Source organism: Ilumatobacter fluminis, assembly GCF_004364865.1.
Lineage (GTDB): Bacteria > Actinomycetota > Acidimicrobiia > Acidimicrobiales > Ilumatobacteraceae > Ilumatobacter > Ilumatobacter fluminis.
The window spans coordinates 3,724,430-3,737,714 of the sequence record NZ_SOAU01000001.1 but is presented as its reverse complement, the minus strand read 5'-3'; the positions used below and the strand labels follow the sequence as shown (position 1 = coordinate 3,737,714).

The 13,285-nt window shown below is 69.8% G+C and carries 14 protein-coding genes; 11 read left to right on the top strand and 3 right to left on the bottom strand.

Features of this window, described 5'->3' with window-relative positions; genetic code table 11:
* The first annotated feature begins 6 nt into the window (after positions 1-6).
* The 8 genes from BDK89_RS16945 to tsaD are packed head-to-tail and all read left to right on the top strand — an operon-like array spanning position 7 to position 6,943.
* Positions 7-372 (top strand): holo-ACP synthase, encoded by a 366-nt coding sequence (locus BDK89_RS16945; RefSeq protein ID WP_133870076.1) that lies wholly within the window; start codon positions 7-9, stop codon positions 370-372.
* 4 nt (positions 373-376) lie between these two features.
* Positions 377-1,744: an NAD(P)H-hydrate dehydratase gene (locus tag BDK89_RS16940; protein WP_133870075.1), complete on the top strand. Its 1,368-nt coding sequence runs from the start codon at positions 377-379 to the stop codon at positions 1,742-1,744.
* Positions 1,741-2,856 (top strand): peptidoglycan-binding protein, encoded by a 1,116-nt coding sequence (locus BDK89_RS16935; RefSeq protein WP_133870074.1) that lies wholly within the window; start codon positions 1,741-1,743, stop codon positions 2,854-2,856. Before BDK89_RS16940 ends, BDK89_RS16935 begins: the two co-directional genes overlap by 4 nt.
* Entirely contained in the window at positions 2,846-4,027 is a 1,182-nt protein-coding gene (gene alr / locus BDK89_RS16930) for an alanine racemase (protein ID WP_208294109.1), read from the top strand. The genes BDK89_RS16935 and alr overlap by 11 nt, the downstream gene beginning before the upstream one ends.
* Positions 4,028-4,072: 45 nt before the next feature.
* On the top strand, positions 4,073-4,609 hold the full coding sequence (gene tsaE, locus BDK89_RS16925) for a tRNA (adenosine(37)-N6)-threonylcarbamoyltransferase complex ATPase subunit type 1 TsaE (protein ID WP_133870073.1): 537 nt from the start codon (positions 4,073-4,075) through the stop codon (positions 4,607-4,609).
* Positions 4,603-5,298 (top strand): tRNA (adenosine(37)-N6)-threonylcarbamoyltransferase complex dimerization subunit type 1 TsaB, encoded by a 696-nt coding sequence (gene tsaB, locus BDK89_RS16920; protein WP_133870072.1) that lies wholly within the window; start codon positions 4,603-4,605, stop codon positions 5,296-5,298. Before tsaE ends, tsaB begins: the two co-directional genes overlap by 7 nt.
* Positions 5,295-5,864: a ribosomal protein S18-alanine N-acetyltransferase gene (rimI, locus tag BDK89_RS16915; RefSeq protein WP_208294108.1), complete on the top strand. Its 570-nt coding sequence runs from the start codon at positions 5,295-5,297 to the stop codon at positions 5,862-5,864. The genes tsaB and rimI overlap by 4 nt, the downstream gene beginning before the upstream one ends.
* Positions 5,861-6,943 carry a tRNA (adenosine(37)-N6)-threonylcarbamoyltransferase complex transferase subunit TsaD gene (gene tsaD, locus BDK89_RS16910; protein ID WP_133870071.1) on the top strand — a complete coding sequence of 361 codons (1,083 nt, stop codon included), beginning with the start codon at positions 5,861-5,863 and terminating at the stop codon, positions 6,941-6,943. The genes rimI and tsaD overlap by 4 nt, the downstream gene beginning before the upstream one ends.
* A 131-nt stretch (positions 6,944-7,074) precedes the next feature.
* On the opposite strand, the gene BDK89_RS16905 is transcribed toward tsaD, so the two are convergent.
* From BDK89_RS16905 to BDK89_RS16895, 3 genes are all read right to left on the bottom strand, one after another.
* Positions 7,075-7,800, bottom strand: coding sequence for a sterol desaturase family protein (locus BDK89_RS16905; RefSeq protein WP_133870070.1), 726 nt, complete (start codon positions 7,798-7,800; stop codon positions 7,075-7,077).
* A complete protein-coding gene (locus BDK89_RS16900) occupies positions 7,797-8,423 on the bottom strand; it encodes a TetR/AcrR family transcriptional regulator (RefSeq protein ID WP_133870069.1) in 627 nt (208 codons plus the stop codon). Before BDK89_RS16900 ends, BDK89_RS16905 begins: the two co-directional genes overlap by 4 nt.
* A 121-nt stretch (positions 8,424-8,544) precedes the next feature.
* Positions 8,545-9,012 carry a GNAT family N-acetyltransferase gene (locus BDK89_RS16895; RefSeq protein WP_133870068.1) on the bottom strand — a complete coding sequence of 156 codons (468 nt, stop codon included), beginning with the start codon at positions 9,010-9,012 and terminating at the stop codon, positions 8,545-8,547.
* 26 nt (positions 9,013-9,038) lie between these two features.
* Between BDK89_RS16895 and dusB the strand changes: the two genes are divergently transcribed.
* From dusB to BDK89_RS16880, 3 genes are all read left to right on the top strand, one after another.
* On the top strand, positions 9,039-10,181 hold the full coding sequence (gene dusB / locus BDK89_RS16890; RefSeq protein WP_133870067.1) for a tRNA dihydrouridine synthase DusB: 1,143 nt from the start codon (positions 9,039-9,041) through the stop codon (positions 10,179-10,181).
* 199 nt (positions 10,182-10,380) lie between these two features.
* Complete coding sequence (locus BDK89_RS16885) at positions 10,381-12,684, top strand: xanthine dehydrogenase family protein molybdopterin-binding subunit (protein ID WP_133870066.1); 2,304 nt, start codon at positions 10,381-10,383, stop codon at positions 12,682-12,684.
* Entirely contained in the window at positions 12,681-13,280 is a 600-nt protein-coding gene (locus tag BDK89_RS16880; RefSeq protein WP_133870065.1) for a Maf family protein, read from the top strand. The genes BDK89_RS16885 and BDK89_RS16880 overlap by 4 nt, the downstream gene beginning before the upstream one ends.
* Positions 13,281-13,285: the final 5 nt, after the last annotated feature.

Below are 13,285 nucleotides of genomic sequence, written 5' to 3'. Positions count from 1 at the left end.
CCGACCATGATCGGGATCGGGGTCGACGTCGTCGACATCGAACGATTCCGGGTGTCGCTCCAGCGGACGCCGACGATGCGAGAGCGGCTCTTCACCTCGGTCGAACTCGAGTACGTCGCTCCGCAATCCGACCCGGTGCCGTCGCTGGCGGCGCGGTTCGCCGCGAGGGAAGCGGTCATGAAATCGCTCGGGCTCGGGCTCGGGGCATTCGGGTTCCACGACGTCTGGGTCGAACGAGACCCGTCGGGCAAGCCCTCGCTCGCCGTGACCGCGCGCGCCGCCGAACTCGCCGACGCCGCGGGCGTGTCCCGCTGGCACCTCAGCCTCACCCACTCCGACCTGGTCGCTGTGGCCTACGTGATCGCCGAGTGATGTCGTGATCCAGGTCGTCACCCCGCAGCACATGCAGGCGATCGATGACGCCAGCGAGGTGCCCCTCGACGAACTGATCGCACGCGCCGGCGCCGCCGTGGCCCGAGCGGCGATCCGCCAGCTGGGCGGCACGTACGGCCGACGGGTCCTCGTCGTCGCCGGACCGGGCAACAACGGCGCGGACGGCCGGGTCGCAGCGACACGGTTGCGCGAACGGGGCGTCCGTGTGGCGGTGGTCGACGCGCTCGACCTGCCCGAGCGCCTGCCACGAGCCGACCTGGTGATCGACGCTGCGTTCGGCACCGGCTTCCGCGGTGGTTGGCAGTTCCCCGATGTCGGGGCCACACCGGTGCTGGCGGTCGACGTGCCGACCGGACTCGACGCCGCCACCGGCGTCGCCGGTCCGTCGACGCCGCACGCCGTGCGGACGGTGACGTTCCAGGCCGCCAAGCCGGGGCACGTCTTCGCCGACGGTCCGGCCCGATGCGGTGATCTCGAAGTCGTCGACATCGGCCTCGGGGTCGATCGAGCCGATGCCCTCCTCGTCGACGCCGCAGCCGTCCGGCACTGGCTGCCGCACCGCCCGACCGATGCGCACAAGTGGCGTGAGGCGGTCCGCATCGTCGCCGGGACACCCGGCATGACCGGCGCCGGCCACCTGGCCACCACGGCGGCACAGCGGGCCGGAGCGAGCCTGGTCGCCGTCTCGAGCCCGGGCGTCGACGCCGACGCACCCGTGGAGGCCCTCGATCGACGAGTCCCCGGGTTCGACTGGTACACCGCGGTGCTCGACGACCTCCATCGGTTCCGCTCCCTCGTCATCGGACCGGGTCTCGGCCGCGAGGAGCACACGGTCGCCTCCGTGCTGCGCTGTGTGGAGGACGCCGTCGTCCCGATGGTCATCGACGGCGACGGTCTGTTCGCACTCGCCTGGAACGAAGCCGGGTCGCCGGCGGTCCTGGTCGACCGTGAGGTTCCGACGGTCCTGACACCCCACGACGGCGAGTACGGCCTGCTCACGGGTCGCCGACCCGACGACGACCGCCTCGCCGCCGCCACCTCACTCGCCGACACGACCGGTGCGACGGTCTTGTTGAAGGGACCGGCCACGGTGGTCGCCACGCCCGGCGAGGTGCCCCTGATCGTCGACGCCGGCGACGAGCGACTGGCGACGGCAGGGACGGGCGACGTCCTGGCCGGTATCATCGGCGCACTGTTGGCACGACAGATCCCCGCCCATCGTGCCGCCGCCGCAGGAGCGTTCGTCCACGGCCTCGCCGTGCAACGATGCGCCTCCGTCGGCGTCATCGCCGGTGACCTCGTCGAACAGCTGCCGGCGGTGTTCACCGATCTCCTCGCCACCGACGCATGACCACGCCATCTCGCCCCTCCCGCACCGCCGCGCTGCTGGCGTCGATCGTCGTCGCGCTCGCCGGTGTGACGGCGTACGCGGCGTCGGTCGGCATCGGCGACGCCGCCGATCCGGTCGCCGAACAGGCCGTCCGTGTCGCCCCGCCCGAACCGGCCGTGGTGATCGGCGACAGCGCCATCGCGGCCCTGCGCTGGGTGCCCAACGCCGAGTTCGCGATCGTCGGCTTCGAACACACCCTCGACCTCGAGTCGTGTCGGCGCCTCTACTACGCCTCGTGTCGAGGCCGTGAGGGCCGCACACCGCCGTCGGTGCATGCCGCCCTGCTCGACCACTCCGACAACTACCACACCCTCGTCGTCGCCACCGGCTACAACGACGGCACGTTCGGATTCGAGGCATCGTTCCGGAACATCGTCAGTCGGGCACGGAGCCTCGGGTACGAACGGATCGTCTGGTACACCCTGCGATCCGACGTCGACTACGTCTCGCCCGGCTCGGTCGGCAATCACGAGACCTTCGCCGACAACAACGCCGAACTCAGCCGCCTGATCGCCACCGGCGACTTCCCCGACGTCGTCATCGCCGACTGGGGTGGCTTCACCGCCGACCAGCGCGAATGGTTCGCGACCGACGGTGTGCATTACCGGGCCGTCGGAGCCTGGGCGGCGGCCGACTACCTCACGCGGAAGATGGCGTTCCTCGACGAACGACCGTGCCCGTTCCCCACCGCCCCGAACCGCCTCGTCGAGAACCCGTGTCCCGACCCCGACGAGACGGGCCCCGTCGCCGACGTCGAGGCGCTGTACCCGGTCGGTGTCGACGGTCTGCTCTGCTACGAGATCGGCGAACAGCGGCGGTTCGAGTGCCGCACCGACTACCACGTCCTGCAGCTCACACGCGAACTCGAACCCGGCATGTCGGGATCCGACGTCGGTGCGCTCCAGACCCGGCTCCAGCGACTCGATCTGTTCGCCGACGCCGTCGACAACGTCTACGGCGACACCACGACCGACGCCGTCAGCGCATTCCAGGACGACAACGATCTGCCGGTCACCGGCAACGCCGACATCGACACCCTCGACGCGTTGGGATTCGACGTCAGTGCCCTCTGACAACGACGAGGGCCGGCGCGACGACGTCGACGTGGCGGCGAGCCGGTGGGCGTGGGCCGAGGTCGACGTCGACGCCCTGCGTCACAACGTCGGCTCGCTCACCCGAGCGGTGAGCCCGTCGCACGTCCGAGCGGTCGTCAAGGCCGACGGCTACGGCCACGGCGCCGTGACGGCGGCACGGGCCGCCCTCGACGCCGGCGCCGCAGGATTGTGCGTCGCGCTCGTGCAGGAAGGCGTCGAGCTGCGAGCCGCCGGCATCGACGCGCCGATCCTGGTCCTGACCGAGCAACCGCCCGAGCAACTCGACTCGCTCGCTGCCGCCGGACTGGAGGCGACCGCCTACCGGCTCGACCATGTCGACGCGCTCGCAGCAGCGGCGACCCGTGTCGGCGCCGTCGTCTCGGTGCATCTCAAGATCGACAGCGGGATGCAGCGGGTCGGCGCGGCCCCCGACCTGATCGCATCGCTCGTCGACGCCGTGCGCTCGTCGGACTCGCTCCGGCTCGGCGGCGTGTTCACCCACCTCGCTGTCGCCGACGAGCCCGAACACCGGGCGACCGCCGAACAGCTGGCGACATTCGACGCCGCGCTCGGCTCGCTGGGTGACGCCGACCTGCCGGCCGTCCACGCCGCGAATTCGGCCGGTGCGCTCGCGGCGCCGTCCGCCCGTCGGTCGTTCGTCCGCCTCGGGATCGCGATGTACGGCATCTCGCCGGGACCGGACGTCGACCATCTGGTCGCCGATCTCCGTCCGGCGCTCGCACTCAAGGCGAGGGTGTCGTACGTCAAGCAGGTCGACGCGGGCACCCATGTGTCGTACGGGTGGCGCCACCGTTTCGACCGGGACACGACCGTGGCGACGGTGCCGATCGGCTACGCCGACGGGGTGCCACGCCGGCTCGGCACCCTGCCCGACGCGCCGGGGTTCGACGTGCTGATCGGAGGCCGACGCTGCCCGATCGTCGGCGTCGTCACCATGGACCAGTTGGTGGTCGACGTCCGCGACGCACCCGTGACGATCGGGGACGAGGTCGTCCTCATCGGTCGCCAAGGGGAGCACGAGATCCGTGCCGAGCACTGGGCGGAACGGCTCGGCACGATCGGCTACGAGATCGTCTGTGGCATCTCGGCCCGGGTGCCGCGCCGAGTCGTCGGTGGCGGGCATCGGTGAGGTCGGCGTCGCAGGCTCCGCGACGCCGTAACATCGGGGACTGCCATGTTGCTGCGCGCCGACTCGCTCGCGTCCACCCAGTCCATCGCCGCCGCGTTGGCGAGCGTCTCGCGTCCGGGCGACCTGATCGTGCTGGCCGGTGAGATTGGCGCCGGCAAGACCGCCTTCGCCCAGGGGTTCGGACGTGCGCTCGGCATCGTCGAGGCGATCACCTCGCCGACGTTCACCCTGGTGCACAGCTACCCCGTGCCGAACAGCAAGGTGACGATGCACCACGCCGACCTCTACCGCCTCGACACGACCGGCGACGTCGACGAACTGGCGCTGCACGAACTCGCCGAGTTCGGTGGGATCGTGCTCGTCGAGTGGGGCGACGTGGCCGCCGCGACGTTGGGCGACCACCTCGAGGTGCGGATCGACCACGACGACGCTGACGACGATGACGCTGCGGATGCGGATGGCGACGCGGACGACGACTTCGGCCTCGACGGGTCGCGGCTGATCACGCTCGACGCCACCGGCCCGGGCTGGGCCGGTCGATGGGACCGATTGGCGGCGGCGATGGAGGCGTACCGATGCTGATCCTCGGGATCGAATCGGCGACCGAACAGGTCGGTGTCGCGATCGGCGGCCACGAAGGCGTCATCGCGACGTTCGAGGTGACGCGCGGTCGCCGACACGCCGAGATCCTCACCCCCGCGATCGAGTTCGTACTCCGCAATGCCGACATCGACGTCGACGAACTCGGCTGCATCGCCGTCGACATCGGTCCCGGCATGTTCACCGGCATGCGTGTCGGTATCTCGGCGGCGAAGGCGATGGCGCAGGCGCTGCGCATCCCGATGATCGGCATCTCGTCGCTCGACCTCCTGGCGTTCCCGTGCCGACACACCGACCGAGTCGTGGTCCCCGTGATCGACGCGCGCAAGAGCGAGGTGTCATGGGCGATGTACCGGCAGGTGCCCGGTGGTGTGCAACAGGTCGCCACGCCCACCGTCGGGCCGGTCGACGAGCTCGTCGCCGATCTGCTCGCCCGGAGCCAGGAGGCGCTCCTCGTCGGCGACGGCGCCCACCGGTACCGCGACGAGATCCTCGAGGGATACCGCTGCGAGATCGCCGCACCCGTCCACCCGTCGCCGGGTGCACTCGTCGAGTTGGCACACGCCAAGGCCTTGCGCGAGGAGTGGGTGCGGCCGAACGAGATCGAACCCATCTACCTTCGGCCGCCCGACGCCCAGATCAACTGGGCGACCCGGGAGCAGCGGGCGTGAGCATCCTGTCGAACCGGCTCCGCCGCTCGCACCCCGACGCCGGTCCGATCGTGATCGAGCCGATGCGTCGCCGCGACCTCAAGGCGGTCATGCCGATCGAGGACGCCGCGTATCCCACCTCGTGGTCGAGGCGGATCTTCGAGACCGAGCTCGACCAGGTCGGCAACGGCAGCCGCTACTACCTCGTCGCCCGAGACGGCCGCGACATCGTCGGGTACGCCGGCCTGTGGCACGTCATCGACCCCGATGGCGATCAGGCGCACATCACGAACATCGTCGTCGACGAGGCGCACCGTCGCCGTGGCGTCGCGAGCCGGCTGATGCTCGACCTCGCCCGCACGGCGCGCTCGCGCGGGTGCGTCGCGTGGACGCTCGAGGTGCGTGCCGGCAGCACGGGCGCTCAGGAGCTCTATCGCGTGTTCGGCTTCGCCCCGGCCGGCATCCGCCGCCGCTACTACGACAACGTCGAGGACGCGATCGTCATGTGGTGCCACGACCTGGCCACCGACGAGTACGCCGCCCGACTCGACACCATCGAACGAGAGTTGCAGGAGGACGGCCGATGAGCGCCGATCGACCGACGTCGACCCCCGACGAATCCACCGTCGTACTCGGCATCGAGACCAGCTGCGACGAGACCGCCGCCGCCATCGTGATGGGCGGCAACGACGTGGTGTCGAGTGTGGTGTCGAGCCAGATCGAGATCCACGCCGACTTCGGCGGTGTCGTGCCGGAGATCGCCAGCCGCGCCCACCTCGAGGCGCTCAACCCGGTGATCGCACGTGCGATCGTCGAAGCCGGCATCGACGAACAGCGCATCGACGCCGTCGCGTGCACGCATGGCCCTGGTCTGATCGGCGCGCTGTTGGTCGGTGTGTCGGCGGCGAAGTCGTTGGCGCTCGCGTGGGACGTGCCGTACGTCGGCGTCAACCACCTCGAGGCTCACCTCTACTCGGCGTTCCTCGAAGACCCGACGCTCGAGTTCCCGATGGTCGTGCTGCTCGTGTCGGGCGGTCACACGATGCTGATCGAGATGCAGGACCACGGCCGGTACCGGCTGCTCGGCCAGACGATCGACGACGCTGCCGGCGAGGCGTTCGACAAGGTGGCGCGCTTCTTGGACCTCGGCTATCCGGGCGGACCGGCCATCGACGCCGAGGCGCTCAACGGCGACCCGGACGCCATCCGGTTCCCGCGGGCGCTCAGCGACGACCCGGACAACCTCGACTTCAGCTTCAGCGGCCTCAAGACCGCGGTCATGAACTACGTGCGCAAGCACCCGGACGTCTCCTCGGCCGACGTCGCCGCGAGCTTCCAGATGGCCGTGGTCGACGTGTTGGTCACCAAGGCCCGCCGGGCGGCCCAGGTCACCGGCGCGAAGGGGATCGTGCTGGGCGGGGGAGTGGCCGCCAACTCACTGTTGCGCGAGGAACTGCTCGGCGCGTGCGCCAAGGACGGGGTGCGTGGCTTCCTGCCGAGCCGGTCGATGTGCACCGACAACGCGGCGATGATCGCGGCGGCGGGCTGGTACCGCCTGGCGAGCGACGGCCCGACCGACCTCGCCGACGGGGCCCACCCCAACCTCAAACTCCCCCTGATTCGGTTCGACGACGCCGATGGCGGCGTTGCGGATCGGGCTCGCTGACGGAAGTCAGCGTCGCCCTACCGCGCCTTGCCCTCGACGCCGTCGCTCCCGAATCAGTATCGAGATGTGTCGGTCCGATGGGTGACCGAGGGTGCTGCGACCTGCGACGAACCGGGATGACCTGATCGTCGCTATTGGCCGAGGGTTCGGGCGGTGTCGCTGAGGGGGACGTCGGTCTTGTGCTTCGGGAGGGTGCGCAGGAGTCGGTCGCCGGTGTTCGAGGTGACACCGAGCCAGTAGTGCTCGTTGCGGTAGTGATGGAGTCGGTGGTGTCGGGCCAACCCCTTGTAGAAGCGGGTTCGGGGTCGGTACCGGGTGTGCACCATGAGGTGGACGAACTCGTAGTGGAACAGCCCGATCGCGGCGCACAGCCACGCCGTGAGGAAGCCGCCGAGGATCGACGAACCGGTGATCCACATCAGGGGAACCGACCATGCGGCTGTGACCGCCCCGAACATCGTGACGAACACGGCCGCGTCGAGGCCGCCGAGCAGGAGCCAGTCGGGATCGGTCGGATCGAGATGGTGTTGGTGGTGTCCGGTGCCGGTGCCGAGCGTCCGGGTGGCCCACGAGTCGAGCGGGGCGTGCAGCAGGTACTTGTGGATGATCCACTCGACGGTGCCCGTCATGGCGAGCGTCGCGACGATCGCGATCAGGTCGCCGCGGCCGTAGTCGCCGACGACGAGTCGTGCAGTGCCGAGCACGACGATCGCGACGGCGAGGGCCTGTGCCGATGGCCGGGTGACGAGGAAGCGCCAGATCTCACGCTTGGTCGTCAGGTCGGTCGAGCGGATACCGGTGGTGGCGTCGGCCGATGTGGGGTCGATGCCGGTGTTCGTGCTCGTGTTCGTGTTCATGACGGTGCTCCGGTTCGGGTCGGGGATCGCCCCGTGTCGATCAGTGTGTCGATGAGGGTTCGGAAGTCGGCGAGGACATCGCGTTCGTAGCCGGGCGAGGCGCCGGCCATCTGGCCGACCACGAGCCCCTGCATGGCGAGGATGGCGAGGCTGCCGAGGCCGGCCAGGGGAGCGGTGTCGGTGCCGTCGCCGAGCGTTGCGGCGACTCGTGCGGTCAGCGCGTTCACGTAGTCGCCGTGTTCGGCGACGATCGGGTGGATTGCTGCGAGCAGGTCGGTGTCGGTGCGGGCCTGGGTGTACACCTCGAGCACGGCGCCGAACTGGGTGTCGGACATCGCCGACCACAACAGGTCGAGCAGGGTCTCGACGTCGGGACGATCGGGCAGATCGCCGAACGTCGTCTCGTAGGTCGTGCGGAGGCGAACCAGGACGTGTTCGACCGTTGCGGCGATCAGGTCGAGGCGCGTCGGGAAGTGACGGAACAGGGCGCCGTTGCTTACCCCGGCGCGGTCGGTGACCGCCGTCGTGGTGAATCCGGCCAGCCCGCGTTCGACGAGGACCTCGGCGGCGGCGTCGAGGAGGGTGGCACGGGTGGCGGCGCGGCGCTCGGCCTGGGTCGGCATGCCGCCATGTTAGAGAGTGAGTACTCTCTCTGCAACAGCGTTCCGTGGCGACGGCCGGCACTGGCGGGCGGGCGGCTGGATGATCGACGGGGGCGATTGACGGATCGGCGGCGCGGCCGACTCAGCCGACTCGGCGCATCGGGACGTGGGGGATACCGTCCTCCACGAACTCCTCGCCGTCGGGCTCGAATCCGAAGCGGCGGTACCAGTCGACGAGGTGCGACTGGGCATCGAGCACGATCGCCTGCCCCTCGAACCGATCGACGAGGTGGGCCATGAGCGCCGCGGCAAGACCTGCGCCGCGTGCGTCCGGCGCCGCCACGACCCGACCGATACGGATCGCGTCGCCGTCGTCGAGCGTGCGGGCGTAGGCCGCGACGGCATCACCGTCATCGGCAGAACCCCGTGCGGCGCTACCGGTGATCCAGTGGTGCCCCGTTCCGGGCTCGACGTCACGGCCGTCGAGTTCGGGGTACGGGCACGCTTGCTCCACGACGAACACGTCGATGCGGAGCCGGAGCAGGTCGTGGAACTCTCGTACCGTCAACGCCGCGAACGGCTTCGAGATCACGGTCGTCGCGGTCGGCACGGGGCGACGGTACCGTTTTCGACCTGATGTTGCCGCTGCAGATCGGATCGTTCACGCCGAAGGCGCCCGTGGTGCTCGCCCCCATGGCGGGCGTGACCAACCGCGCCTTCCGCGCGATGTGCCGGTCGTACGGCGACGAACTCGTCTACGTCAACGAGATGGTCATGTCGCATGCCGTCGTGTACCGCAACGACAAGACGCTGACGATGATGCAGTTCGGTGACGACGAGTCGCCGCGCAGCCTCCAGATCTACGGCAGCGATCCCGACATGCTCGGCCGCGCCGTGCATCAGGTGTGCGACGAGGGGCGGGTCGATCACGTCGACCTGAACTTCGGCTGTCCGGCTGCCAAGGTCACCCGCAAGGGCGGCGGTGCCGCCGTACCCGCGAAGCCGAAGCTGCTCCAGCAGATCGTCCGGCGTGCCGTGCAGGCCGCCGAACCGTACGGCGTGCCGGTCACCGCCAAGTTCCGGATGGGACTCTGGGACGACCTGCGCACCGACATCACGACCGGCCGCATCTGCGCCGACGAGGGCATCGGATGGATCGCGCTCCACGCCCGCACGGTCGAGCAGCACTACTCCGGCGAGGCCCGCTGGGAGGCGATCGGCGCCCTGAAGGAAGCGGTGACCGACATTCCGGTCCTCGGCAACGGCGACATCTGGGAGGCGTCAGACGCCGTGGCGATGATGGCCCAAACCGACTGTGACGGCGTCGTGATCGGCCGCGGATGCCTCGGACGCCCCTGGCTGTTCGGTGACCTGATCACCGTGCTGAACGGTGGCGAGGCGCCGGCCCCGCGCCGCCTCGGCGAGGTCGCCGAGGCGATGCGCCGCCACGCCCGACTGCTCACCGACCACTACGCCGGGTTCGGTGGCGAGGAGCACGCGATGCGCGACTTCCGCAAACACTGCGCCTGGTACCTGTCGGGCTACCCGGTCGGCCCCGACGTCCGCCGCACCCTCGCCCAGGTCTCGTCGCTGGCACAGCTCGACGACGTCCTCGGCGCGTTCGACCCCGACGCCGAGATCGTCGAGGGCGGCGAGCGCATCAAGCGCGGTCACACCAACGGGCCGATCAAGGTCGCGCTCCCCGAGGGTTACCTCGACGACCCCGACGAGCTGGCGATCCCCGACGACGCCGACGTCATGGCCCTCTCCGGCGGCTGACCCGAGCCGGTCGATCCTGGTCGGTTGATGTCGGATGGGGTCAGACCTCAACCGACATCGAGGGGATCGGTGGTCCTCGAGGCGTGTCGGTTGAGGTCTGACCCCAGCCGACGGGCCGTACGGTTTGACTGTCCTGGTCGATCGCGGCAAGGATCAGGGCCACCTGGGGGACAACTCGAACGATTGGGGATCATTCGACATGGCTGCATCTGGCTCGATTCTCGGCAACGCCGTCAAGCGGGTGGAAGACCCGACGCTGCTCACCGGAGACGGCAAGTACGTCGACGACATCCGCGAGACGGGCATGCTGCACGTCGCCTTCGTCCGATCACCGGTGGCGCACGGCGACATCCAGTCGATCGATCTCGGCGACGCGGCGTCGATGCCCGGCGTGGTCGCCGTCTACGCCGGTGACGATCTCGGGCTGCCGTCGATGCAGTTCTTCCCGATGATGCCGCCCGAGCTGAACCGGCCGATCTTCGCCACCGAGAAGGTGCGGTTCGTCGGCGACATCATCGCTGCGGTGGTCGCCGAATCGCTCGAGCAGGCCACCGACGCCGCCGAGCAGATCTTCGCCGACATCGAACCGCTGCCGGTCATCATCGACCCCGAAGACGGTCTGGCGCCCGACGCGCCGCTGCTCTTCCCCGACACCGGCACCAACATCTGCTTCGCGAGCCAGTACCCCGAGGGTGGCACCGACGACGACCCGTGCGCCGGCGCCGACGCCGTCGGCGAGGTCACCATGGTCAGCCAGCGCTTGGCCGGCGTGCCGATGGAGAACAACGGCGTCGTCGCCGTGCCCGGCGACGACGGCACCCTCACCATGTGGGTGAGCCACCAGGCGCCGCACTCGGCCCACGCCGCCTACGCGCCGATGCTCGGCCTCGAGGGCGAGCAACTCCGCATGGTGTGCCCGTGGGTCGGCGGCGGGTTCGGCCCGAAGGCCGCCACCTACGTCGAGCACGTCGTCGCCGGTAAGGCGGCGCTCACGCTCGGCAAGCCCGTCAAGTGGGTCGAGGCCCGGTCCGAGGACATGGTCTCGCTCGTGCACGGCCGCGACTTCAAGATGAAGGCCCGGCTGGGCGTCAACAACGACGGCACCATCGTCGGTCTCGACGCCTCGGTCATCGCTGCCGCCGGCGCCTATCCGGCGATCGGCGCCATCCTGCCGATGCTCACCCAGATGATGTCGGTCGGCGTGTACGACGTCCCGAAGGTGCGCTTCGATGCCAAGACCGTGCTCACGAACAACACAACGATCGGTGCCTACCGCGGCGCCGGCCGGCCCGAGGCGACCCAGCTCATCGAACGGGTCATCGACCGTGCCGCCGCCGAGATCGGCATGGACCCGGCCGAGATCCGTCGCAAGAACTTCCTGCAGCCGAGCGCCTTCCCGCTCACCACCATCACCGGCGGCAACTACGACTCCGGCGAGTACGAGAAGTCGCTCGACGCCGTGCTCGAGGCCTCGGGCTACGCCGACCTGCGCGCCGAGCAGCAGCGGCGACGCGACTCGGGCGACGCCAAGCAGATCGGCATCGGGGTCTCGGCGTACGTCGAGGTCACTGCACCGGTCGGGCTCCACGTCGAGTGGGGCTCGTGCGAGGTCCACGAGGACGGCACCGCCACGATCGCCGCCGGCACGAGCGTTCACGGTCAGGGACACCAGACCTCGTTCTCGATGCTCGCCAGCGAGGTGCTCGGCATCCCGATGGACAAGATCACCTTCGTCAACTCCGACACCGCCAAGGTGCCGCGTGGTTCGGGCACGCTCGGGTCGCGGTCGCTGCAGACCGGTGGCTCCGCCATCTACTCCGCCTCGCAAGAGGTCGTGAGCCGGGCGAAGCAGATCGCAGCGCACATGCTCGAGGCGTCGGCCGACGACATCGAGGTCGGCGACGGTGGCCTGCAGGTCGCCGGCGTCCCGGCCAAGGCCGTGTCGTGGGGCGATCTCGCGGCGGCCTCGAACGACGCCTCGAAGCTGCCCGACGGGATCGAGCCCGGCGCGCTCCGCCACGAGCTCGACTTCGACGGCTCCGATTCCACGTTCCCGTTCGGTGCACACGTGTCGGTCGTCGAGGTCGACACCGAAACCGGCCACGTCAAGATGCTCCGCCACGTGGCGGTCGACGACTGCGGTCGCATCCTCAACCCGATGCTGGTTCGCGGTCAGCAGCACGGCGGCATCGCCCAGGGTGCCGCCCAGGCGCTGTACGAGCAGGTCATGTACGACAGCGACGGCAACCCGATCACGTCGAACCTGATGGACTACGCGATGCCGTCCGCGGCCGAGCTGTGCAGCTTCGAGACCTCGAACACCGAGACCGACAGCCCGCGCAACCCGCTCGGCGCCAAGGGCATCGGCGAATCGGGCACGATCGGAGCCACGCCGGCCATCCACAACGCCGTGTGCGACGCACTGGCGCCGATGGGCGTGCAGCACGTCGACATGCCGTGCACCGCTCAGCGCGTCTGGGCCGCCATCCAGGCCGCCCGTTGACGGGCGGGTCGTCGACCGAGCTCGTCCTCGCGTCGCAATCGCCGCGACGTCACGAGCTGCTGCGCGGGCTCGGTCTGACGTTCCGGGTCGAGCCGGCCGACGTCGACGAGTCGTGGGAACGCGGCGAAGACCCTCGGGCGTACGTCGAGCGGGTGGCGATCGACAAGGCCGAGAAGGTCGCGCATCTGCTCGACCGTGACGGCGGAATCTGTGTCCTCGCCGCCGACACGACCGTCGATCTCGACGACGACATCCTCGCCAAGCCCGACGACGACGCCCACGCTCGCCAGATGCTCGAGGCGTTGTCGGGCCGAGCGCACCAGGTGCACACCGCCGTCGTCGGTTGGACCGCCCGTGAGGCGATCGCCACCGTGGTGACCACCGACGTCACGTTCCGTACCCTCACCGACGCCGACATCGACTGGTACCTCGGCATCGGCGAACATCTCGACAAGGCCGGCGCGTACGGCATGCAGACCGCCGGCGGCGCGCTCGTCGAGCGCATCGACGGCAGTCCGAGCAACGTGATCGGCCTGCCGCTGGCCGAGACCATCGACGTCCTCCGAGCCTGCGGCGTCACCGTCGCCAGAGTCTGAAAGGA